This is a genomic window from Aliifodinibius sp. S!AR15-10, from assembly GCF_031569985.1.
GTDB lineage: Bacteria > Bacteroidota > Rhodothermia > Balneolales > Balneolaceae > JAMQKA01.
Genome location: NZ_JAMQKA010000003.1, coordinates 203,646 through 229,002 on the forward strand (window position 1 = coordinate 203,646; position 25,357 = coordinate 229,002).

The window sequence follows — 25,357 nt, forward strand, 5'->3', positions numbered from 1 at the left end:
AACCCAAGAAGAAAGATCGGACCAGTTTCAAGCCCAAAATCTTTGGTTTTCAATCTCTTGCTAGAAACTCCCCAGTAAATTAAAGGCTTGTTTTTTTGATCACAGTCCTCCCAAAATTCATATTTCAATATTTATCATACTTCAGCATCCGGTTCTGGACAACTGGTAGGGAGGGAACAACGGTGGGTAGAAAAGTGGAGGCGAAGCGAACGAAGCTATAATTTACCCACCCAGTTGAATCACGATGGTATTCCTGATTAACATTGTTAATTAGGTAACAGAATTGTTCCTTTATATTCATTGCAGGGATTAATTTCCACGCAAGTGAAAGGCCTATCGATCTACTCAATACTTAACAACAATATTCTAGTTCCCTTCAATTGACCTGGTTGAAACAAAGGACGCCAGGCAGGATAGAGTTCCGATTACAAGTACTGTTTATGTCAAAAATTTGTACCAAGTGCACTTCCCAGATTTTGTAGCAGGAATTTCCGGGGCTAGTCGAACGCTATTAGGGGGGATGACTGGTGTGAGGAGTAGAGGCAATATAACCGACAATAATGGTCCTGAGCATCAGAGAGGCAAGGATAAGAAAAATGATTCGTAGTTTCTAGAGTAACGTCAGTTCGAGATAAAACCTGTCATTGAGGGATTCAGTGACCATCGGGATCCCGATACCTGTCGGTAGGCAATCTCTCGGCGGGTGAACAGAAAACGGACGGGGAGATCGCCACGTCGACCTCCTCGTTAAGCTAACAAGTATGTATAATGTCTCCTCGCGATGACAATGACTATTTTGAGTGATTCTTATGTCGATTCTTATGTAGAACTCAGGTTAGAGTAGGACTCTCGGTCCCAACCCGATCCCTTCCACTTTCAGTGAGTATTCGGTTTGATAACTCGCAGGAAAGTCAATTATAATTTTCTCTTAAGGATATGCTCAGATATCCATATCCCGACTCCGGAAAGCTTCCAGAAGATTAATGAGCTCTTCCAGGGTAGCTTCATCATTAATACCGGGATCTGGCATGTTGGTACCAGGTGCAAACTTTTCGGGATCAAGGAGGAATTGCTTCAGATTCTGCCTTGTCCAATATCCCTGTTTTGTTTTCAAGCCAGTTGAATAGTTTTCATATTCGGTGGAGCCGATCTCTGAATCGAATATTAATGCTAAGCTTGGTGCGTTTGCATGATCACCGGGGTCTATTGAGTGGCATTGCCTGCAAGCATCAATGGTTGTTTTGATTCTGCTGCGCAACTGTTCCTCTTCTATCGTTTTAACCAAATAATCATCAACTAAATTATCTGTAAATGGCTTGCCGGTGAGGAAAATCAACTTTTCACTGTCAGTCCAGAGTATCAGACGACCGTCGGTATGCTGGTGGACATAACGTATGCGCTCACCTATCTCAATCTGTTCAGAAAACATTACTCGGTTTTCCTTTATCCGTATATGAAAAAGGCTCATACTTTTGAGCGATCCCATCAACAGATCCCCGTCCCAGCTCTCATGGAAGCCATCGATAAGCGTAAGATTTGATATCGCCACAGAGGGCAGCCAGGAAAACGTCGGCTCTGTAAAGTTCTCATGCCGACCGTAAGATTGACTGGTGCTTTCAGGAACAGGGAGTTTCGAATACTGTGTACCCAGCGTTTCTACGGGCCAGCCATAATTTTTGCCCTCTTCAATGCGGTTCAACTCATCGCCACCTCGCAAACCATGTTCAACGATCCACAGGGATCCCGCCTGGTCCAAGACAACGCCCTGTGGATTTCTGATGCCACTGGCTACAACATGGTGTTCCCGCGATTCCAGGTCGATCCCGATAATTTTCCCGTACTCCATCTCAGGATTCTGTGCAATAGCTTTGTGTGAATAAACACCGTCCCAACTGTAGTCCCCGCTACCCAGATAGAGTGTCGAGGGAGGCTGAAAAGCCATTCTGCCCCCCGCTGGTCCTCCATTAAGTGCGGTCATCATACTTTTGAAAGGTAGGCAAGGTTTAGTTCGGTACAGAATATCCCAGTCATCAGCTTCTGCAGACAGCTGATTGACAGACTGAATATCTGAAGCTAACGGTAGTATGGCTATTGTGTTACGGTAGCAATTCTCTACACCATCGAATTCGGTATAAGATATTGCCAAGCCACGGTTATTGCCCGACTCGTAAAAAAGAATATCGTTGTATCTGTGAAGACCGAATTCGTGATTTAGGTCCTTGAATTGTTCAGATTCAGCAGCACGTAGGTATGCAGAATATCCATTATCTGGGGTGATAATGTTGGTCTCGCTGACTTCATCAGCAGATCGTGCCGAAAAAACTTGTCCATCCCAAGAAAGTAGTAATACGGCATCTCCAAATGTTGTTAAACCGCCGCCGTTTCCTCCTGGCCTTATACGATCACCAAGGTCAGTTTGATTACTGTAAAGCCGAAGAAAAATCGAATCATAATACTCCGGTGCTTCAGGTTCAGCTGTTTGTTCAAAGAATCGCCCGAATAAATTTAATTCCACTCTACGGAAGAACCCATGTGATGGTAAATTATGGAGACCTACCAGATATCCACTGAATAAAGAAAATAGAATTAAACCACCTAAAAAGAGTAGAAGAGCGTACTTATACCATTTTTTCATAACAGTCTTATATTATTTATGCCTAAAGTATTTACTGAAGTTTAATTTGAGCGTCTCCATAACCGAGGGAAAAAGCCCCAAAGGAAATCTACTGTTTAATTTAGTTACAATAGTTATGCCAATCCATTTCAGCTAGTCTGTGATACTCCCTAAAAAGAGTAAAAAGTGGTTGCAGAACTATCAAATAGTAAAAATAAGCATGAAACCGATTTCAAACTTCTAGTAGCAACCATACGAATGCGTAATTTTTACACAGCCGCCCGCGTAAAAATTACCCGATTCCCCCTTTCTGGTTTTTATGGCGACAAATGTATTAGATAGCCTGAGGGCAAAAAAACTCAGGTTTAAATACGCTGGGTGTGGATTCAAAAAATATATCTGTGACTGGCACGCTTATTGAATTACTATTTGTGAAGTCGTTCAAAAGAGATTAAACCTAACATACTCATAAATGCAACATTCAAAATTAATGAAATTGTTGAGTACGCTATTGCCTATTTATCCAAGAGAGCTTGCTCAATTCATATTCTTCAATGAGAGTACGGGTCGGCAAAACCTCAAGCTGGTTGGAGTAGCGTGTGTGTCTTTTGAATCACGCTACTCCACTTCCCGTCAATTATAGAATTAAAATCTCATCAACTCAACTAAATAAGGAATAGTTAAATGAAAGTGTTAGTTACTGGAACAGACGGTTATATTGGATCAATCTTAGGGCCCTATCTGATTTCAAATGGTCATAATGTCACTGGCTTGGATACGGGATTCTATCGCTCGGGATGGCTTTACAATGAAAGAGGTAATATCTATCCTTCCTACATTAACAAAGATTTGAGGGACATTCAGGTTGAAGATCTAAAAGGATTTGATGCTGTTGTTCATATGGCGGAACTCTCCAATGATCCGCTTGGTCAGGTGAATCCTGAAATAACTTTTAAAATCAATCACAAGGGGAGTGTGAGAATCGCGAATCTATGTAAACAAGCTGGGATTGAGCGGTTTGTTTACACTTCGTCCTGCAGTGTTTATGGGGTTGGGAATGATAATTTTAAAACAGAAGAGTCCGAGCTAAATCCACAAACGGCTTATGCTGAATGTAAAACATTGGTCGAGCGGGATGTTTCTAAATTGGCGGATGATGATTTTTCTCCCACATACCTGCGAAATGCCACCGCATATGGTGCTTCGCCCAGGATGCGGTTTGATATTGTTTTGAATAACCTTTCCGGTCTTGCTTGGACCACAGGCGTAATAAAAATGATAAGCGATGGTCAGCCGTGGCGCCCATTGGTTCATGTACAGGATATCTGTAAAGCGATCAATTGCGCGTTGAATGCACCGCGCGAGATTGTGCATAATCAGGTATTCAACGTGGGTGATACAAAGGAGAACTACCGTGTTAAGGAGATTGCTGAAATAGTCGGTCAAGTATTTACCGGATGCGAAGTTACATTTGGAGACAGTGGCGGCGATAACAGGAGTTACCGGGTGTCTTTTGATAAGATAAACGAAACTCTGCCGGGCTTTTCGTGCGAATACGATGCAAGGAAAGGTGCGGAAGAACTATACGAGGTGTTCTCGAGAATTGAGATGGAACCTGAAATATTTAATCATCGCTCCTATACACGACTAAAACAGTTAAAATTCCTGCTTAATACGAAACAAGTAGATGACGAATTGTTTTGGGTTGCGTCCAAACAGCTGGCATAAAATAATTTTAATTAAACAAAACAAAGCAGAGGAACCAAGAGATGAAAGCAGTTATACTTGCAGGGGGATACGGTACAAGGTTAAGTGAAGAGACCTACGTCAGGCCCAAGCCCATGGTGGAAATTGGGGAACAACCGATACTATGGCATATCATGAAGATTTATTCTCATTACGGGATCAACGATTTTATCATTTGCTGTGGCTATAAAGGTACGATGATAAAAGACTATTTTGCCAATTACTTTATGCACCGGTCCGACGTCACGTTTAACATGAAAAGTAATGAGATGAAAATCCATCAAAATGATGTTGAGCCATGGAAGGTTACCCTGGTCGATACAGGAGATGGTACCATGACAGGAGGACGGCTGAAACGGGTAAAAGAGTACATCGGGGACGAGACATTTTGTATGACTTATGGAGACGGTGTCAGCGATGTGAATATAGGAGAGCTTATTCAATTCCATAAATCCCAGGGTAAATTGGCTACTCTCACCGCTGTACAGGAACCAGGTCGTTTTGGTGTTTTCAAACTTGAAGACGATGATGTACAGATTACCTCATTCCAGGAAAAACCGATGGGGGCGGGGGCATGGATCAATGGCGGTTTCTTTGTGCTTGAGCCTGATGTTATCGATTATATCAAGGGAGATAAAACAGTTTGGGAGCATGAACCGCTGAGGAACCTGGCGCGAAGTGGAGAGCTCGTCGCATTCAAGCACTATGATTTTTGGCAGCCCATGGATACGCTGCGTGACTTAAAAGTGCTTGAGGGTTACTGGAATTCAGAAAATCCTCCGTGGAGAATCTGGACTGAGCGTAAAAGGGAAATTATAACTGATGCCCATCTATACGCAGCAAATCATAACAGAGTAAAAATGTAAGTCCGTAAAAATAAACGATAGTCTAAACATCAAGTTTTATGCAACCATCTACAATTGAACAAAAAAATAAAGAGCGGGGCCATCATCTGTCGAATACCGCTCACTGTCGGTTTTGCAATGAGGAGTTATCGGATGTTTTTGTTGACCTGGGGATGTCTCCTTTGTCAAACTCCTACCTAAAAGCTTCTGAGCTTGACCAGGCCGAGCAGTTCTACCCGCTAACCGCAATGGTGTGCCCCTCTTGCTTCCTGGTACAACTAAGGGAATATGAGTCGCCATCCGATATTTTTTCTGATTACGCCTATTTTTCATCCTACTCTGATTCCTGGCTGGAACATGCCCGGCAGTATGTTGAAATGGTGACTGAGCGATTTAAGATCTCGAAGGATTCCCTGGTCGTGGAACTGGCCAGCAACGACGGGTACCTGTTGAAAAACTTTTTGGCAAATGGGGTGCCGATCCTCGGTATTGAACCCGCAGAAAATGTAGCGCAGGCTGCAATCGAAAAGGGCATACCCACACTGGTAGAATTCTTTGGACGTGAACTGGCAGAAAAACTGGCATCTGAGAACAAACGAGCTGATCTGATTATCGGTAATAATGTGCTGGCCCATGTCCCCGATATAAATAGCTTTGTGGGCGGAATCAAGACTCTTTTGAAGCCAGAGGGAGTTGCTACTCTGGAGTTCCCCCACCTGTTGAATCTAATTGAGGAGAACCAGTTTGACACTATCTACCACGAACATTTCTCCTACATATCTTTTTTAGCGGTATCGGCCATATTTGACAGTCATGGCATGAACATTTTTGATGTTGACGAGATACCCACTCACGGCGGGTCACTGCGTATTTATGCGAGTCACAAGAAGAGTTCACACAAGGAGCAGGATTCAACCTCTGCACTTATCGACAAAGAGTTGGCAGCAGGACTGGACCAGATGTCGACCTATTATACCTTCTCCGAAGGTGTGCAACAGGTAAAGCGAGACCTGCTCGAGAAGCTTATCGAGATAAAAAATGAGGGCAAAACAATTGCAGGTTACGGTGCAGCTGCCAAGGGAAATACCCTGCTGAACTATTGCGGTATACGTACCGATATGGTGGATTATGTTGTAGATCGGAATCCAAACAAAGCCGGTAAATTTTTGCCGGGCACACACATACCGGTAAAAGATGTGAGTACCATAAAAGAGGACAAACCGGATTATCTGTTCATTTTACCTTGGAATCTAAAAAAAGAGATTATAGCCCAAAATAGTTTTATCCGTGAATGGGGCGGTAAATTTATTATACCGATTCCGCAAGTTCAGATAATCGATTAAGGCTGAAGGGGCACTAAAGATTCCAGATCCCTATATTACAAGTGCAATTATGGAAAAAGTACTCGTCACAGGCGCAACAGGGTTCATCGGTAGACAAGCTATACCACTATTAAAAAGTCATGGATTAGATGTTCATGCTATAACCTCAAAAAATAGCAAGGAGGGTTTAAGAGATGACATCTCTTGGCACTTGGTTGATATTTTCGACAGCGAGAAAATTGCTGAACTTTGTAGGCAAGTACGCCCCACCCATCTTTTACATCTTGCGTGGCATAATAACCTTAAAGATAGGTTTACGTCACCGATAAACATCAGGTGGGTAGAAGCATCATATCATTTGGTTCGAGAATTCACTCAAAATGAGGGTAAAAAGATTGTTATAGCGGGCAGCTGTCAAGAGTATGATTGGCGCTATGGTTACTGTACTGAGCAATTTACTCCTACGGACTCTTTTTTAATCTATGGGAAGTGCAAAATCTTACTTAATGAACTTATTGATGAATATGCCCAGGAAAATGGTATTCACTATGCTAATGGGAGAATATTCTTTTTATATGGACCCCATCAAGATAAGACTCGCCTTATACCATACGTTATAAAATCATTGTTGATGGATGAGAAGGCAAAACTTTCGGAATGTACTCAAATAAGGGATTATCTTCATGTAGCAGATGTAGCGAATGCATTAGTAGAACTGTTACTAAATGATGTTACCGGATCAGTAAATATTGCCTCCGGTCAACCTACAAGTTTACATGAGGTAGTTGATATCATTGGTAAAAGTCTTAATAAGATGGAACTCATTGAATATGGAGCTATTGATAGTAAAAATGACTTTCCGGTGGTATTTGGTAACACAAGCAGGTTGCAAAATGAGTTAGGATGGGTACCAAAATATAGTCTTGAAGAAGGTATAGAAGATACTATCAATTGGTGGAAAAGAAACTTAGAAAAAACAATAATATAAAATAGGATATAAGATGATTCGTATACTTGGAACAGGAATGGCCGGTTTTGGAGCTGCATACAGATTACGTCAAGAGGGGTTTGAAGACGAAATTACGATGTATGATAAAAATTCATATTTCGGTGGGCACACCGCTTCATTCGAAACGGACGACGGTTTTATTTTTGATGATGGCCCTCATATTTCATTTACCGATGACGAAAGACTTCAGAAGCTGCTGGCCGAAAATATTGACCATGAATATGAAACTCTAAAGGCCACGGTTAATAACTACTGGCGTGGGCATTGGATCAAGCATCCAGCGCAATGCAATCTTCATGGTTTGCCTTCAGATTTGATTGTTAAAGTTATTGAGGATTTCATCGAGGCTAAACACAAAACCAATGGCAATATTAAGAACTACAAGGAATGGCTATATGCCAAATTTGGTAAAAAGTTTGCCGAAACCTTCCCTATGGTGTATGGTAAAAAATATCATACGGTAGAGGCAGAAAATATGGATATCGACTGGCTGGGCCCCAGGCTTTACCAACCTGAATTGGAGGAAGTATTAAAAGGGGCTCTTGAGCCTTCAACGCCTGATGTCCATTATGTAGACAAATTCCGGTATCCAACCAATCATGGGTTTGTACATTACCTTGAGAAATTTAAGCAGCTGGCGGATATCAAGCTTGACCATAAAGTCACCAGCATTGAAGCCCAAAAACGATTGATCCATTTCGACAACGGTAAAACTGTTGAATACGATGAAGTTATTTCTTCAATACCGTTACCTGAGATGATAACCAAAATAATTGAAGATGTGCCAAATGACGTTCTTGAGGCTGGTGAAAAATTAGCTTGCACGAGTTGTATTATGGTTAACATCGGCATAGACAATAATGATTTTACCGAAGCGGTGTGGAGCTATTTTTATGACACTGATATCATATTTACGAGACTTAGCTTTCCACATCTTATGTCGCCTAACAATGTTCCTCCCGGATGTGGAAGTATACAGGCAGAAATCTACTTTTCTGATAAGTACCGCCCAGTTGACCGAAAACTGGAAGATTGTGTTGAACCGGTAATTGCAGATCTAAAACGTTGTGGTTTGATCAAGGAAGAGGATAAAATTCTTCATAAAAGTACATTGTTTACTAAATATGCGAACGTGATTTTCGATCTCGATAGACAAGAGGCACTAAAAATAGTTCACGGATACTTGGATGATATTGGAATACGGTACTGTGGACGATATGGAGACTGGGGATACCAATGGACAGATCAAGCTTTTAAAAGTGGGGAGGAAGCGGCGCAGGGAATGCTAGATTTAGCAAAATATTGACTGAGAGAGCAATAGGAGAGACCAAACCTGGATATTATCAGTTCTTATTTAGAGCGGAATAACAGGATAAGAGTCCCAATAATGGAGACCATCTGGGAGGTAGGTCGATTCATGAAAGAATACTAATACTTATGGTCAGAAAAAAGCGTATTAAAAATTAACTCTAAGTAACTCGAAAAAAGCCTCTAGAGTCCCCCTTCGAAGGGGGTGTGGGGAGATGACCTGACAAAATAAGTTAAAAAGTTAGAATCGATTATTACGCTAACTTTTGGAATTAAGTACTAGTCAAATGTACAACAGGTTTCATCGGCGGGCAAACCGTACTCTTCTGAACCGGGCGCGTAGTTCTGCAGTGGAATCAGTTGATCATTACTAATCCGGAGAATTTGAAACGGTTTTTTTATTCTGCGAGAATTACTCTTGATACAATGATCGATTAATGAAAGCGAGTATAGAAGGAAGAAGGATCGGGTAATTTTTACGCAGAGGGTTGAGTAAATAATACTCATTAAATTCAATTTTACTCTATCCAATCATTCAGGTTACCCTAAAAATATTAGGTGTATAACCGTGAAATTATAGGTCTTAAGTTGACTTTTAACTCGTTTTATTAGTTTGGTTTGAGTAGTGAAGGTTTGGCACAACTCTTGTATTATAAATAAGTAAATGTATATATAGAGAAGGAATAGCCTTTATGAAATTACGACGATATAATTTGGTAATAGGGAAAATAACTGCCTGCATGGAACGAAACCCGATTTCCGGGATTGAGGCGGTCATCATTCCCAAATCAAACAGATATTAATTGCAGTGAATAATGAGGGTTAGATACATCAAAATAGGATAATAAACAGGTTACTTCTTAAAATTTAAATAATTATCTGAATGACTGATACTTTAAAAAAATTGTTTTACCTGTTGCCAAAAGGTGACGGCATTAAAATAACCATCCTCTTTATAATGATGATTATAGCTGCCATTCTTGAGATTGCCGGAATAGGTTTGATCCCTGCATTTGTAGCTATTGTTGCAGTTCCGGATAATGTACTTGGGTTTGAACCTATAGAACCGATATTGTCATATCTGAATATTCAGAATCCAGAAGATCTTCTTTTTTGGGGTTCAGTGGCTCTTGTCCTGATGTTTATTCTTAAAAGTGCTTATTTAGTTTTTTATGCCTATTTCGAATCACGATTTTTAAAAAATCGCGGTTTTATAATTAGCCATAGGTTGATGAATACATATATGCAAGCACCATATACGTTTCATCTGAAAAATAATACGTCAGTTCTTGTAAGAAATACTCTTAATGAAGCAGGTAGTATTGTTAACAGTGTCATTCAGGGATTTTTAAAAATTGGTAAAGAAGGCGTCATGACACTGGCAATAATGCTTACTCTTTTATTTTGGGAACCTCTTATAACACTTGTTGTTATTCTGCTTTCAGTAATAGGTGCAGGCTCGTTTATTATGCTTACACAAAAAAAAGTAAAACGTTATGGTAATGAAGAGCTATTCCATCGAGGGAAAATGTGGCAAGCAGTGTATGAGGGTATTAGTGGCCTGAAAGATGCAAGGATATTAAACAGGGAAGCTGCGTTTGTTAATAAATTCAGGTTAGAAGCTCATAAAAGTACGATTTTGGGTATTTACAACATGTTTATCAAGCAAATACCGAAACCGGTTGTTGAGACAACCGCAGTAGTGGGCATGATGCTGATCTCTTTTATCATGATATGGCAGGATAGGCCAATGAGTGCTATTATTCCAACACTTACACTATTTGCCATAGCGACGGTCCGTTTAATGCCATCAGTTCAAATGATCAGCTCGTTGTATACTCAGCTCCGTTTCAGCATTGCATCCCTGGACCCGGTTTATGATGACTTGAAACTCCTGGAAGAAGATACAAAACAATTCATTGCTGACCGGAAAAATGTAGAGGTAATAAAACTGAAAGATAAGATTGAAGTAAGAGATTTGCATTACAGTTATCCGGACAGTAGTGAACAGGCTCTTAAAGGGATTTCGGTTACTATTCCGAAAGGAAAGGCTATAGCATTTGTCGGAGAATCCGGTGCGGGAAAAACCACAATCGTGGATTTGTTGTTAGGTTTAATGAAACCGACAAAAGGGCGGATTACGGTGGATGGAAAAGATATTCATGAAAATATATCTGGTTGGCAACAAAATGTTGGGTACATTCCTCAATTTATATTTTTGGCTGATGACACCCTCCGTAATAATATCGCATTCGGCTTGCCCGAAAAAGAGATTGATGAATACAAGATTCAACGTGCGGTGGAATTAGCCCAGCTTGGTAAATTTGTGAAAAAATTGCCGGAAGGCCTTGATACAATTATCGGCGAACACGGTGCACGTCTGTCCGGTGGGCAGCGCCAACGAGTGGGAATTGCTAGGGCACTGTATAATAATCCGGAGGTTTTGGTTATGGATGAAGCGACATCAGCTCTCGATAATATTACTGAGAAACAGGTGACACGGGCTATAGAAGCACTTATGGGAGAACGAACTATCATAATGATTGCACATCGACTCACAACGGTTAAGAATTGTGATCAGCTATATTTGATGGAAAATGGAAACTTTATTCAACAGGGAACCTACGATCAATTGATTAAAAGCAGCAGTATGTTTCGCGAAATGGCCCTTGAGACTACTTGAATTAATTCATCATAACAATTATCCATGGAAATGAAACAAACCAACATTAATAAATTTCCAAAACCTCAAAAAAATGAAACCGGTTGGCCATGGACTGTTGAAAGTAAATCTTTACCGAAAACACAGAATGATGGTAGTCAGTGGCCTAAGATTTCGATAGTTACCCCAAGTTATAATCAAGGGGCTTTTTTGGAGGAAACTATTCGTTCTGTGCTGTTGCAAAATTATCCGAATTTAGAATATATAGTGATTGATGGGGGAAGTACCGATGAGAGCGTTAATATCATAAAAAAATATGAAGAGTGGATAACCTATTGGATAAGTGAGCCGGATAAAGGACAGAGTGATGCTATTAATAAAGGATTTGAAAAAGCAACAGGTAAGTATGGGAACTGGATAAACAGTGATGATTTGCTTGCGAAAGACTCCCTCTATAATGCAGCAAATTTTCTGGCTGATGCAAAATATAAAACATTATTTATTGGTCAATGCATTATGACAGATAAAACCAGGCAAAAAGAGAGAATTAATTCCTGTACAATACAATCATTCGAGGAGTTGATAGATATTAAAAATTATTGGCGAAATGGAAACAGTATTGCTCAACAAAATGTCTTTTTTGATTTAAACTCGTTTAGGGATGTAGGCGGACTAAACGTAAATAATCATTATGCCATGGACTATGAGCTGTGGGGAAATTTATTATTGAATGGAAATAAGATTGAATACTTAAACTTTCCCGTCGGGATATTTAGGCAATATGACGGACAAAAGATTTCGAATCAGATAGCAACAACAAATAGTTTATTGAATTCAGCAAAAAGACTTGTCATAAAACAAAGAGGGAGTCTGATTAAAAAGTTAAAGCTTTGGATTAGATTAACGATTTACCAGTATAATTTTTGTCTAAGATATTTTGTTGGATTTAGTCAAAACAGAATCCGTATACGTAAAATAACAGGGTTATTGTTTAGTTCTGAAAGTTGAATTAGTCCACTTATGCGACAGCTATTCTACAGATTGTTTTTTTTAAAGTTCAGCAATAAGAAAATTGATCATTGGTATTATCGCATATTAAGTAGGATAATAAATCATTTATATCCATTCATATTTAGTTTAACAGAAAAATTACCAAGCTTTAAAATTATTCCTGACAATGAATTGAATAAGGACGATAAGTATATAGTCTCATTAACATCATTTCCCAAAAGAATTGATAAAGTCTGGATCACAATCGAATCGATACTCAGGCAAACAAGAAAGCCGGACGCAATTATTCTATGGTTATCCAAAGTAGAATTTCCCGATCCGAACAGTTTACCCGAGAAGTTGCTGAAGCTTAAAAAGAGAGGTTTAATAATAAATTTTTGTGATGATAATATTATGCCGCATAAAAAATATTATTATTGCATGAAAGAATATAGCAATGCCAACATTGTAACTATTGATGACGATATAATTTATCCACATACGTTTCTTGAAAATTTAATTAGTTATCAAAAAAAATTCCCAGAATCGGTGTGTTGTACTGTAGCCAGGAATATTACTACAAATGGCAAGGATAATCTAACTGATTATAAAGAATGGAAAAATGTAAAAGAGAATACCACTCCCTCATTTTCTTTAATACCAATAGGGGCTGGTGGAGTACTTTATCCTCCCAAAAAACTTCACGAAGATGTTTTTGATATACAGGTTTTAAAACAATTGGCTATAAAGACCGATGATTTGTGGCTAAAAATAATGGCAATTAGAAATTATACAAAGACTGTTTGCTGCTCGGGGAAATATAATCGTAATTTTGTATCCATCATTGGAAGTCAAAAGAATAACTTAATGGAAAGTAACATTTCCGGGGGAGATAACAATCGGGTTATACATGATTTGGTGGACTATTATAACGTCAATATGACTATTTTAAATTAGCCTGTGAAACTATTCTTTTGTCTGCATCTGTATAATACATTTATAGGTTGTCTTTTATTTAAATTTAAAAAGTTCAATAATGAAATCACCCGTCGCTTTAATCCTATTCAATAGACCAGATTTTACAAGGAAAGTTTTCCATAGAATTGCTGAATCCAAACCTAAAAAACTATTTCTCATTGCTGATGGGCCAAGAGAAGGCAATTCTGATGACATTAAAAAATGTGAGGAAACACGAAAAGTTGTTGAAAATATCAATTGGGAATGTGATGTTTATCGGAATTATTCAGATACAAATCTGGGTTGCGGCATTCGTCCTGCTACGGGTATTAGCTGGGTTTTCCAACATGTTGATAGAGCTATTATATTAGAGGATGATTGTCTTCCAGATCTCAGTTTCTTTAAGTTTTGTAATGAAATTCTGGAAAAATACAAGGATGATAACCGGGTAATGCAGATCAATGGAGATAATTTTCAATTAGGAGAAAAGAGAACGAAATATAGCTATTACTTTTCAAAATATACTCTAACATGGGGATGGGCTACCTGGCGTAGGGCTTGGGAATATTATGATTATCAGATTAAATTGTGGGAAGAATTTCAAGATACCGACTTTCCTCTTGGAATTACTCAAAACGAAGGAGCTTCTACGTATTGGCGTCATCAGTTTAATAAAGCCTTTCAAAGTGAAAGTGTTAGTTTTTGGGATTACCAATGGACGTTTTCATTTTGGGTCCAAAACGGTCTTTCTATTTCACCAAATGAAACTTTAGTGAGCAATATAGGTTTTGGGGAAAATGCTACGCATACAAAAAGCAAAAGTAATCCATATGCATATCGCCCTCTTGGTAAAATGGAATTTCCATTAAATCACCCACCTTATATGATGGCTAATAAAGAAGCAGATGATTTTATTGCCCATCAAGTGAGTAAACAATTAAGATTCATAAACAACAATAATCACTCTTTACTAAAAAAAGCTGCAAAAAAAGTGCTAAATAAATTGGGCTTAAGATGAGCTTTCAACCAATATGATTGTTTACATTTGATTTGCTGTATGATAGAACTTGTGGTCTTTACCAAAGATCATGCCCCACATGTGGTAACTACTTCATCAAATAGGATATGTGCACTCCTCCAAAAAAACCCATCGGAGCAGCTGACCGACCGCTTGGGCCGGAGTTCTCAGTAAACCGGAAGGTAGCCTCGCCCAGCCTACCCAATCCGGTTTATTGTCAGCCTGTTGCTGCTGAAGCAAATGTATGGGCATAGGGATGAGAGCCTGCCTAGCCGTGTAGATCCAGAGATCTGATAATTAATTAGGTCTCTCCTTTTTCGTGGACAGTTCGTCAGTCCGACTCCGGCGGATTTTCTGAAAAAATGAACACTCATTGAGGATAAACCTCCTAAACGTTAATCAGGAGTTTTATTGGTCTCAGAACGGGGTATAAAACCCTGCACGTTCGGTGCAGAACGTTCGTGTTTCGAAAAATCTATAGCGAGCGAGTTCACCTGTTTTTTGAGGCGCCTATGGCTGCTCGTACTGTACGAGCACGATATTCCCCCTTCGAAGGGGAAATGAATTCGGCCCCAGCCGAAGAAAATGGGGATGTGCCGGGGTCCCTACTGGCCTGCAAGCGTCTGGCTGTGGCAGTAGCCTTTTGTATAGCTATCGGGCAATAAGCTGCCCATCAATTTATGCTGAAACTGTTTCAATATGGGCTACATCCCCCTCGCCCCCTTCGATGTGGGAATATTTTGTGGATGGCTCACATCTTTCCCAGAAGGGGGACAGAGGATGCCCTACTCCACTCCAGTGGTCCAGGCTTCGCTTTGATTATGGCCCGTATTGAGCAGGGCTTTGATCTGGTGACGTTTTTTTCACTGAGTTGGCTGTATTTGTTTATGACAACACGAATATAAGCCGCTTGGCCAAAGACCTCAGGGGCGCGCCCCTAAGGTCTTCCTACGTGTTGCACTTACTATTGAACTCAGGATTCATTTAATCATATATCTGCATTTTTTTACGATGCTTAAAAATCACCTCAATTATATCGTGAATTAAGTCTCCTTTTAAGGAGAGGAGACAAATTCATGGGATTTATGGTTCTATGCCATAAAACTCCATCGTTTCATGATAATTTGAGAAATCCAGTTGTTTTTGTTTTGCAGCTGTTTCGGCGGGTATTAATACATAGCGAAATTGAACGTTAGCCTCCAAATTGTGGGCGGTATTGTCAAGGTTTTGGGCCAGGATTGAAAGAGTTCCTGGTTGAAAAGGGGCAAATGTTATATAAATTGGATTTTCACCTCCAAATGTTGTAGGCAATGGAAGAACGACACCTTCTAATGCAAAATAGACGAGTATTGTGCCCTGATCGATAATTTCCTGAGTAAGTTCAGATGCTGGGATCTCCCACTTTGAATATGTTCTACCTAAGACTGTTGTATCAGAAGGAGCCTCAAGATCAGATAGGGTTATCCACTCCGAGTAAATCACATTTGCCGCTCCAGGAGGTCCCTCCGGTCCTTGTTCACCCTGTTCTCCCCGCGGTCCGGTTGGACCTTCGGGTCCTTCACATCCGATTGCAAAAAATAAAGAAATACTTGATATGATTATTACAAGATATTTAAAAATAGTGACTCTCATTTTTTTCGTGTTTTAGTTGGGATTTTGTGAATACCCACTCCAGATGTTTACTTGACTCCCCTTTTTACCTTATTCAAAGCGAGCTTTTGGTAGCTGATGAGAAAAACACTACCATGTTCTCTCAATGGAAATCATGGAACTTTTGTATAACTGAAGCTGATAAGCGGTGCCTTCTTTGTTTCTTAAAGATCGTATAAATAACATAACATAATTTAATCCATAAAAACAACAAATTACTCAGAAGCGAAGATTTCGGCCATCCAGTATGATCCGGAGCTGCGGGCCTGCCTACCAGCGTAAATGTGGGGAAGGCAAACATCCCAAGAGCGTGAAAATGCCGTGGTGTGTAAATTGCTGTACCGAGCCTTTACGGTGATCAGGCATCGGGCCCCCCTACGTAAAAATCGTATCCACCCGACCAACTACGTGTTGGATTTAAAATTTTGAGGATATAGGGATCGGATGTCGTTGTACTTTTGTGTTCTCGAGGAGGTGCTCCCAGAGAATGTTAAGTCGATCCTTACATGGGCCGCCCACACGTCGAGCGTAGAGGCGGCAATCAGGATACCCTCGCGAAGGAAGCGTTGTCGCTGCCGATACAGGGGCAGGTGGTCGACATATTTGTCGGTCAGGATCGTCACCAACAGCCCTGGCCCGGGAATCCCTTTGTCGATCACCCGCTCGGGCAGTTTGCCGATGAGGACTCCACCAGAATCATTATTTTTTGGAGTATACTTATGGCCGGATGTAGCGTTTGATGTAGAAGCGGGCGGGCTCCAGCTCTTCGGTTACCTCCCGGCCGATGCACACCATCTCTGACAAATCCCTTTCGGGATGGATCCCGATCTCCTCGACCGCCAAGTGCTCTGGAAGGGGCAGCCGTCCCTTGTGGTTCGGGCAGAACTGCTTTTTACGGGTTGCCTTCGAGCTTAGCCAGTTTAGCCTCGTCAAAAAACCGGGCTGTAACAAAGTAGCGGGTTTTAAGCTGCATCAGGCACGCCTGGTGGCCGATCGCCTGCCCAGCCCAGTGCACCAGAAGGACCACGCTCCGTGCCCGTCACCCGCGAGATGAAAACCACGTAGCCCGTAGCGCTGCTGCGGGGAGTAAATGATATATAGAAGGCGCAGTTCACCGCAGAGGTGGACCGCACCCGTGACCTACACGAGATGATTTTTTTGCCCCCCCCTCAGCCACCGCCCCGCATTGAAATACGGGGCTATTCTCTTTCGTGTGTTTAAACACACGTAGGGTTTCTATCTTGGTATTTTCAATGCCAGGCGATAGGAGATGGGCAACAAATTCATTAGGGTTGACACGCCATGTAAAATGCTGAGAGGGAGTTGCACTCCCGACCAGCTCCGCTAGTCAAAGGAAGCCAGGACGCAGAGCGTCCGCCTTGGTACCGCCGCGAGCAACGGTGTTCAGCCAGTACAAACATATTGTTGCCCATTTCAAAGCCGAGCCCTTTTCAGGAAAAGGGCAGAAGTTGTGAAATGCTTCGGATTTTCATCCATTGCTATAAAATGTAAAGTCAATGCAGAGTGTGAAATTGTTGAGGTGTTGAAGTGTTGAACTGTTGAGATGTTTTTGGTTTAGTCGAAAGTCAGAAGGTCAAAGGTCTAAGGTTCGGTTGGTTTTTCTTCAGCAGCTCGTCAAACAGAAAGGCTTCGGCTTTCCATTTAATTCTGTAAAACTTCCGGACGTGGAATGATCACGTTGTCGCGAACAATTCCTAATTCTAAAATCTGAATTCCTAATTTTGCCATTCCGGCCTTGGTAAAGTTGACAGCCCGGAAGGAAACGGAGGGGAGCGTGAAGAAAAAATCTGTGATTTTTTAGCGGAATGCAGAGCCCTCAGGTCAAGTTTACTTGAGCCGGCGACTTTCTTCGTTCATTTTTTTGTCGTTTTAAAAATGGACAACACAACGGGAATAAGATCCCAAAATGATAATTAGACCTCCCATTCAACAACCATTTGTAATTCTATCCATATTTATACTATTTACAAGCTGCAGTAATTGATATAGAAGGACATTCAACCAAAGAAGCTCAAAAGAGGACATCTACACTACGCCAGAATTATGGCCATCCGACCCAAGGAATAATACCGAAAGTTACTGTTAGACTTGCGAAGTAAACGTCCTCATCCGAATATTCACAGATATAAAAAAGCGATCCCGGCCTTCGAACCAAGGTTCGCTTTTGATAGGCGGACTCTTAGATTAATTTCCAAGAGCTTTTCTGTATGTTGATCCAGAACCCGAATCCGAGCCATCGCCGTCACTCCCTGACCCATTTTCTATTTCTGGTTTAAAGGTCATGGGACGGGTACCCGTGGGATCGATCTGGCTTTTCTGTGTTCCACCGACGCTGCGGTAGGTTTTCAATCGCTATACACGTTCTCATAATTCTCTTTATACAAATGTTTTCAGATAATGAGAGGATACCTCTCAAGTAGTTCTCCATGATTTACGCTCTGCCAACAGAAACTAAATATTTTTTTACGAGATAATAAAGTAGTTTCTACAATATGATATATAAATTGACACTGTACTGTATATCCACAGGTCCATTAAATATAAATTCTATTATATAATTAATCATATTTGATATCAAGGCTCCTTAGGCTGTAAGAAGCCCTGTTTAGGGGGTAATCACCTCTCATTAGTTTGCAGGAGGCTCACTTTTGTTAATAACATGCCCACTTTTCTTAGCAAGAAGCTTACATTTTCGATAAATGAGGCCTCTTTTCCTGGAATTCAGGAGACAATTGTGGAAAACCGGTTCCAATTTGTGGAAAACTAGTTCTCTAGGACGACAAAAGAGAGCTAAAAAGTCGATCAAGAGTCCTCGGAAACGAAAACCGTGACCTCCTTATCAACAAAAGCGATCCATTTGCTCGGAAATGCGATCCTATTGACTGGTTGAGAGCCCCTTTTAGGGAGTAAGCAGCCCTCAGCAACCCCTGAATAGCCCTGTTACTCCCCTTGAGAGGTCTCCGGGAGGGTTGAAATGTTGAAGCGTTGAAATGTTGAAGGCTTCCGGCCCGCCCTCTGAACATTATGATCCTATCCCTAAAACCGTCATCTTGACCGCAGCATGCGCAGGGAGAGATCTTCCAGGTAAAAAGCAAACGCCACAAATGTAACCCGTAGCGCCGCTGCGGGAGCCAACGTCAAAAAGTCTCGTATCCGTTCTATGGGCTTATGTTTATTATCAAAGATAAAGCCTTTATCGAGGAAGATTTCTCCCTGACGCTCGAAATGACGCTTACGTGTAGGGGCTTGGTTGTTGATTGCGGCCTGCCTTCCAAGAACAAAAGCCATATCCCCAAACCCGTCATCTCGACCGCAGCTTGCGGAGGGAGAGATCTTTCTACGAAGAGGGCACAGGCCGGGAGAAGAGCTACTACCCAAATAAAGCTCCATAACCAGTTAAAATGCCTCGCTCACTATGCACGTCAAAGAATATTTAGACCATATATTACTCTGTGTTTCTCTCAAATTTTGAGCCCTCATCATGAAAGATTTCTCCTTGTCAGTCGAAATGACGCTTGCGTGGAGGGGCTTGGTTATTGATTGCAGCCCGCTCACCAAGAACAAAAGCCCAAATCCACCAAACCAGTCATCTCGACTGTGTCCGACTACCGGCGGAACGGAGCAAGCGGAGGGAGAGATCTTTCATGGACACAAGGGCAGTCATAGTGAAAGGTGCAGCCCACCGCGTGATTCCGAATTGTTGAATCGTTGAATTGTTGATAGTGATCGAAGGCAGAAGGTCTTTAAGGTCCAAAGTAACAAAGTTTAATGCCGGAAGGTCTTTTCCAGCACCTCGTCAGAAATACTTCAACTTTTTATCTGTTGTTATAAAAAGCTTCCAGGTCATTTGGTGGAGTTGTTTAAATTTTAAGTAAGTACACTCTTTCCGGCCTCAGAAATATAGTTCAGTCGAAAATTAGAAAGTCAAAGGTTAAAGGTCCAAGGCTGGCCTGGTTTTCTTCAATTTTTTGGTGGACAGTTCCCTGGTCCGCCCACCGACGGATTTTTGTCACTAAAAATGAACACACCTGAAAAAGACTCAATTAGAAGAAAGCTGGTGAATCACCTGGCCAAAATGCAAGGTAAATGAGCACTTTGGTTAAATATCTTTGCATTTTAGTCACATTCGGCCACCCAGTGCTGGTTGTCCCTCGGGCCATCATGGGCTATATTTCGTTTGAGCTCTCGGCAGATGATCGAACGTTGCACACCAATGGTTCAGGTAACTCGCTTTTGCTATGGCTACCTCCAGTAGAGCTTTGACTTGATGAAGATTTTCAACGCTAGGTTTGCATGACAACACAAATATAATCCCCTTGGCGGAGGACCCCAGGGACGGGTCCCTGGGGTCTTTTTTCATGTTGCACTTACTTCTTGAACTCAGAATTTAATAAATGTGGTTCCCAAAACTCTTTATTATATCTCTCCCAGGCATGGCACCCAAAAGGAATTTCCTTATCATTCATTTCATAACATAACTCAACATTTGATTCAAATGCGAATTCCAGCGCCAAATCTACAGGTGCTATTTTAAATTCGGGATAATACTTTTTAGCATATTTCCAGAGAAATCTATCTTCGTTTAGACTATTTACAATGGTCTTAATATGTTGGTCTATGCTATTTAATCCCGGTATTAGATACCTGGTTGTATTTTTTGCAATACCTGAAAAAGTTCTCAATAAATTTGCGTTGGAATTATTGGGAATAATATCATTTTTTGTGATCCATTTTGCTTTTGAATTTAGAAGTCTAGAAAAAGCATCTACCTTTCTAAGAGAGAAGCCCCCATTACCAACTCCATTTTCCTCTAACCAAGGCAGATCTGGCCCTTTGATCCAAGGGGGAGCTATGTAATCAAAATCCATGGAGCACCATTTTTCAATAGAATCTTTAAATACAAGGCTATCGAGGTGGTAGAGTAGTATGTATTTATAATCACTAAATCTTTTATATAATTCACCAGAAAATAACAGGTGATTATGTGCCTCAAGACTTCCAAAAAAAATATTGTCAATGCGACAAACAGGATAATCTTTATAAGAGAATTCTAAATCCATCGGTGCGAGAAAATACGTATCGTAGCCACTCAAATAATACTCCAGGTGTTTAAGAGAGATCTTCTCGGATTCTGTAAGATCCGGCCTATTTGATAATGGAATTACAATTGCAACCAAATTTTTATCCATGATATAATTATTACTTAGTATTAATCAGATTTAGCCAATTCTTTTATAACTAGTCAACATGTGTGCCAAGTAGTAAGAAAAAAATAAAAAAGCTGTTTAAATCGTGTGATAGATAACTCAAACATTTTCAGTCATCGAATAGATTCTGGAATGGGAGATCTGATGGGTAATTATTACTCTATAGACTGTGTAATAATTACTCAGTTCCGTTGTTAATCACCTGTATTAGCTTTGGAGTTCAAACAATCTCCCTATTTTGTTATTAGTTAATTAGTATTAGTGGCTAGCATTTTGTCTAACCTTTCAACCTATAATTTGTGTTTGATGGGATAAACGAATGCCTCTCCTAAAGTTTTAGCAACTTAATATTTACTGGGTGTCCCTATACAATTCATCAAACGAGTTTTTGTAATCAAAAAATTTAAAATCATCTTTATATAAAGACCATACAATATCAAGGATCTCTTTAGAGTGATAATACTTTTTATAATTTTTCTTTTTTTTCTTTCTTTTATTGACGTGAAAGAGTTCGGGGTGCAGATCAAACTTATCTGACAATTTTTTCCAGTCTTCATTGATATTTTCAAACTTTCCTATGAAATCTATCTTTTCGTTTTTTAAGATATTTGCCTGTGCTTTGAAGTGTCTATCAGCCATGTGTTGAGGAATTACATGAATGGCATATACAAATTCCTCAAATGACATTTTTTTATTCAAATCAATTATTTTATTGTAGGAGTAAAACTTTCTAAAATAATTATATGGATATTCTTCATTATATGATGACACCACTTTATCTTCATAGCAAGATACTAAACGAGATAAGGGATTTCTTACGAATGTAAATACGTAATAGTCATTATATTTTTTACTTAAAAAATCCTGTTCTCTTTCCCAATTTGGATTTGTATGAATGTCTCTCCCGAATTTATTATTGCTTGTAATTCCATATGTTAACCCAATGGTTGATTTAATTGAGGTACAAGCTACCTTTGGTATATCTATATATATTAATTTTTTGTCAGGAAGTATTAAATATTCAGTATTGTCATATTCACCAAATAAATTAAAATATTTATCTAAATAATATCTTATATATGATTTAGTTTTCATAGAGCTCTTTTAATTTGGCCTTACTATAGTAATTGAACTACCAAATATAGTTGATCAGTTTTGGCCACTCTTTTCATGTGTCAATTCTTTTATAACTAACTCAACAAGCGTGCCAAGTGGTAACAAAAAAATAAAAAGCTGTTTTAAATCCTGTGAGTGATGGTTCAAGCAGGTTCAAACATTTTTAAGGCATCAAATAGATTTTAGTAGGGGATATCCGTTGAGTAATTATTACTCAATAGACTGAGTAAAAATTACTCGATTCCGTTGCTAATTACCCGTTTTAATTTTGGTAGTTCAACCATTTTTAAAAGTAATCGTCCCATCATGTTAGGAGTGCCGGGTCGCGGAAACCCACCGCTACTCTTTATTACAGGTTTAAATGTGAAGGATTTGCCCGATCCTCTATAATAACGTGTTGCACGTAGTAATCTGAAGGTGAATTTTGTAAAAAATCGGCACAGTTTTTGAACTTATATTCAAATGCGCTGTTATCGTCATATAGTATCTGTTTTAATATTCATCAATGATTATGAAAAGAATTCTAATCGTATCAAGGTCTTTTTTCCCAGTAAACTCCCCCCGTTCATTCCGGACCACAGAACTGGTGAAAGAGTTTGCAAAAAAACAGGGACATGAGGTCACTTTGTTAACGTTAAAAGATGATGAGCATCATATCCCGTTTGAAAAAGAGTTTGGAGTCACAATAAAAGATTTGGGACCATTACGGTTCCCGGAAATTAATCTTAATGGTAAAGGTGGGGTAACAAGGCTTGTTAAACGAGTTGCTCGCAGAGGCTTGGTTCAGCTTTTGGAATATCCCGATATTGAACTCGTGCTTAGGACAAAAAGAATGCTTGAAAAAGAATCAGGGCATGATTTGCTGATTTCTATCGCCGTGCCCCATCCTATCCACTGGGGAGTGGCATGGGCCTGGCAAGACAATAATTCCATCGCCCAAACCTGGGTGGCCGATTGTGGTGATCCCTATATGGGGGCTACCCTGGATTCCTTCGATAAAATGTTCTATTTCAAATATGTTGAAAAAGCTTTTTGTCGGAAGGCGGACTATATCTCAGTACCTATTGAAGATGCCAGGAAAGGATATTATCCGGAATTCAGGGATAAAATTAAAGTAATTCCCCAGGGCTTCAATTTTGATGGAGTTAAGCTCGATTGCTCTGCTTATACCAGGCATACAGTCCCCACCTTTGCATATGCCGGTGCGTTCATCCCAGGAGGACGGGATCCACGGGAGTTTCTGGATTACCTGGTGAGTATAGATCAACCATATAAGTTCATTGTTTATACGAAAAGTACAGGTCTTGTAGAACCCTATATTGAGCGGGCAAACGGGAAAATCGAACTTCGTGATTATATACCACGCCGTGAATTACTAAAGATGCTGTCCGGTATGGATTTTTTGGTCAATTTCGAAAACAGTACATCCCGGCAGCTTCCAAGTAAATTAATTGACTATTACCTCACAGGGCGCCCGGTTCTTTCTCTTGGAAGTACTGATATCAACAAGAAAGCAATTGATGAGTTTCTGAGTGGTGATTATAGTAAACAGTACGACTTCCAGAATATGGATCAGTATAGAATAGAAAATGTTTGCAGGCGGTTTTTGGATCTTTGCAAAGAAAGAGGACCAAATGGAAAATGTTAGCGAAAAATCAGGATACTATGCAGCTCTTTTATTTCTGGTCTGGCCTGTGCTGGCGCTTGCTTCAGCTTTCACGAATTACCGAGGTAGCTGGGGGAAAAATATACTTTGGGCTTTCGTAGCATTTTACGGCATGGTATTTGCCATTGGGGCAGAAAGCCAGGAAAGTGATATTGTTGGTTATGTGACCGAAGTTAAACATCTTCATTCTGTTGAACTTTCCATGAATGAAGCATTTAACTATTACCGGGAGAGCGGAGAGATAGATATATTCAGAACCCTTATTGCATTAGTTGTTTCAAGAGTTTCCAGCAGCCAGACTCTGCTTACATTGGTATATGGATTAATTTTCGGTTTTTTCTTTTCACGCAATATCTGGTTCGTATTAGAAAGATTGAAAGGAAAGGTTCAACCGATAACATTACTTTTGCTGGCCTGTTTTTTTCTTGTAGTGCCATTTTGGTTTATGAATGGATTCCGTTTTTGGACGGCCACCCACATTTTTATATATGGTCTGTTACCCTACCTTTTTGAGGGTAAAAAATCAGGAGCTATTGTAGCATCACTGGCTATTCTCATGCACTTCGCATTTATAGTTCCTGTAGGCATTCTATATGGTTACATGTTTTTAGGCGACAGGCTTGTTCTATACTTCTGTTTTTTTATAGCAACGTTTTTTATTTCCCAAATTAATCTGAGTGTCTTTAACAATATTATAGAAAATTATGCTCCGAAAATTGTCCAGGAAAGAACTTCCGGTTATCGGTCGGAAGAAGCAGTGGAGGAGCATCGGGAGGGGGGAGGGAAACAAACTGTATGGTATGTCAATTATTATTTAAGAGCTATAGATTGGTCGGTGAGGGGCTTCCTGGTGGTACTATTTTTGAAAGGACGGAGATTTTTTACGAAAAACAAAAGGTGGCTAAGCCTCTTTTCCTTTACACTATTCTTTTACGGAGTGGCCACCCTGCTCAGTTCAATACCATCGGGCGGACGATTTATTACTATTGTTTACCTGCCTGCCCTTGCCCTGATAACTTTATATGTACAAAATCGGGAGCATGAGGTAGTTATGAAGCGGTTTATTCTTGCTGCTACGCCCTTTTTGCTACTATATATAGTTGTTGCCGTAAGAATTGGACTCTATTCGATTAGTTCGACGGCAATATTGGGAAATCCTTTGATTGCAATGTTTTTGAACGGGGAACATATCTCCCTGAATGATTTCATGAAATCGCTTTTATAAT

The 25,357-nt window shown here is 40.2% G+C and carries 18 protein-coding genes and 1 pseudogene; 11 read left to right on the forward strand and 8 right to left on the reverse strand.

Annotation, left to right across the window (positions count from 1 at the left end):
• Nucleotides 1–940 precede the first annotated feature (940 nt).
• Nucleotides 941–2,515 carry a PQQ-dependent sugar dehydrogenase gene (locus tag NC796_RS03745; protein ID WP_310682269.1) on the reverse strand — a complete coding sequence of 525 codons (1,575 nt, stop codon included), beginning with the start codon at nucleotides 2,513–2,515 and terminating at the stop codon, nucleotides 941–943.
• Between the two features lie 783 nt (nucleotides 2,516–3,298).
• Here NC796_RS03745 and NC796_RS03750 point away from each other — a divergent pair.
• The 9 genes from NC796_RS03750 (at nucleotide 3,299) to NC796_RS03790 (ending at nucleotide 14,471) form a co-directional block, all read left to right on the forward strand.
• Nucleotides 3,299–4,342: an SDR family oxidoreductase gene (locus NC796_RS03750; protein ID WP_310682271.1), complete on the forward strand. Its 1,044-nt coding sequence runs from the start codon at nucleotides 3,299–3,301 to the stop codon at nucleotides 4,340–4,342.
• Nucleotides 4,343–4,383: 41 nt separating this feature from the next.
• Nucleotides 4,384–5,226: a glucose-1-phosphate cytidylyltransferase gene (gene rfbF, locus NC796_RS03755; RefSeq protein ID WP_310682272.1), complete on the forward strand. Its 843-nt coding sequence runs from the start codon at nucleotides 4,384–4,386 to the stop codon at nucleotides 5,224–5,226.
• 38 nt (nucleotides 5,227–5,264) lie between these two features.
• Nucleotides 5,265–6,548, forward strand: a complete 1,284-nt coding sequence (locus NC796_RS03760; RefSeq protein ID WP_310682273.1) for a class I SAM-dependent methyltransferase — start codon at nucleotides 5,265–5,267, stop codon at nucleotides 6,546–6,548.
• 49 nt (nucleotides 6,549–6,597) lie between these two features.
• Complete coding sequence (locus NC796_RS03765; protein WP_310682274.1) at nucleotides 6,598–7,515, forward strand: NAD(P)-dependent oxidoreductase; 918 nt, start codon at nucleotides 6,598–6,600, stop codon at nucleotides 7,513–7,515.
• Nucleotides 7,516–7,528: 13 nt separating this feature from the next.
• Nucleotides 7,529–8,842, forward strand: a complete 1,314-nt coding sequence (locus NC796_RS03770; RefSeq protein WP_310682275.1) for an FAD-dependent oxidoreductase — start codon at nucleotides 7,529–7,531, stop codon at nucleotides 8,840–8,842.
• Nucleotides 8,843–9,727: 885 nt separating this feature from the next.
• Nucleotides 9,728–11,527: an ABC transporter ATP-binding protein gene (locus NC796_RS03775; protein WP_310682276.1), complete on the forward strand. Its 1,800-nt coding sequence runs from the start codon at nucleotides 9,728–9,730 to the stop codon at nucleotides 11,525–11,527.
• Nucleotides 11,528–11,551: 24 nt separating this feature from the next.
• A complete protein-coding gene (locus NC796_RS03780; protein WP_310682277.1) occupies nucleotides 11,552–12,514 on the forward strand; it encodes a glycosyltransferase family 2 protein in 963 nt (320 codons plus the stop codon).
• Nucleotides 12,515–12,526: 12 nt separating this feature from the next.
• On the forward strand, nucleotides 12,527–13,453 hold the full coding sequence (locus NC796_RS03785) for a hypothetical protein (RefSeq protein WP_310682278.1): 927 nt from the start codon (nucleotides 12,527–12,529) through the stop codon (nucleotides 13,451–13,453).
• 79 nt (nucleotides 13,454–13,532) lie between these two features.
• Complete coding sequence (locus tag NC796_RS03790; RefSeq protein ID WP_310682279.1) at nucleotides 13,533–14,471, forward strand: hypothetical protein; 939 nt, start codon at nucleotides 13,533–13,535, stop codon at nucleotides 14,469–14,471.
• A gap of 1,083 nt (nucleotides 14,472–15,554) precedes the next feature.
• Here NC796_RS03790 and NC796_RS03795 read toward each other — a convergent pair.
• From NC796_RS03795 to NC796_RS03825, 7 genes and pseudogenes are all read right to left on the reverse strand, one after another.
• Nucleotides 15,555–16,103 (reverse strand): hypothetical protein, encoded by a 549-nt coding sequence (locus NC796_RS03795; protein WP_310682280.1) that lies wholly within the window; start codon nucleotides 16,101–16,103, stop codon nucleotides 15,555–15,557.
• Nucleotides 16,104–16,577: 474 nt separating this feature from the next.
• A pseudogene (locus NC796_RS03800) lies at nucleotides 16,578–16,994 on the reverse strand (transposase); the annotation flags it as partial.
• Nucleotides 16,995–17,013: 19 nt separating this feature from the next.
• A complete protein-coding gene (locus NC796_RS03805; protein ID WP_310682281.1) occupies nucleotides 17,014–17,148 on the reverse strand; it encodes a hypothetical protein in 135 nt (44 codons plus the stop codon).
• Nucleotides 17,149–18,326: 1,178 nt separating this feature from the next.
• Complete coding sequence (locus NC796_RS03810; protein ID WP_310682282.1) at nucleotides 18,327–18,491, reverse strand: hypothetical protein; 165 nt, start codon at nucleotides 18,489–18,491, stop codon at nucleotides 18,327–18,329.
• Nucleotides 18,492–19,187: 696 nt separating this feature from the next.
• On the reverse strand, nucleotides 19,188–19,532 hold the full coding sequence (locus NC796_RS03815; RefSeq protein ID WP_310682283.1) for a hypothetical protein: 345 nt from the start codon (nucleotides 19,530–19,532) through the stop codon (nucleotides 19,188–19,190).
• Between the two features lie 977 nt (nucleotides 19,533–20,509).
• The gene (locus NC796_RS03820; RefSeq protein WP_310682284.1) at nucleotides 20,510–21,331 is read right to left on the reverse strand and encodes a DUF5672 family protein; all 822 of its coding nucleotides are present in this window, start codon (nucleotides 21,329–21,331) and stop codon (nucleotides 20,510–20,512) included.
• A 369-nt stretch (nucleotides 21,332–21,700) separates the two neighbouring features.
• Nucleotides 21,701–22,444, reverse strand: a complete 744-nt coding sequence (locus NC796_RS03825) for a sulfotransferase family 2 domain-containing protein (protein WP_310682285.1) — start codon at nucleotides 22,442–22,444, stop codon at nucleotides 21,701–21,703.
• Nucleotides 22,445–22,976: 532 nt separating this feature from the next.
• Between NC796_RS03825 and NC796_RS03830 the strand changes: the two genes are divergently transcribed.
• Together NC796_RS03830 and NC796_RS03835 are read left to right on the forward strand one after the other, a co-directional pair.
• Nucleotides 22,977–24,113, forward strand: coding sequence for a hypothetical protein (locus NC796_RS03830; RefSeq protein ID WP_310682286.1), 1,137 nt, complete (start codon nucleotides 22,977–22,979; stop codon nucleotides 24,111–24,113).
• On the forward strand, nucleotides 24,100–25,356 hold the full coding sequence (locus NC796_RS03835) for an EpsG family protein (RefSeq protein WP_310682287.1): 1,257 nt from the start codon (nucleotides 24,100–24,102) through the stop codon (nucleotides 25,354–25,356). Before NC796_RS03830 ends, NC796_RS03835 begins: the two co-directional genes overlap by 14 nt.
• Nucleotide 25,357: the final 1 nt, after the last annotated feature.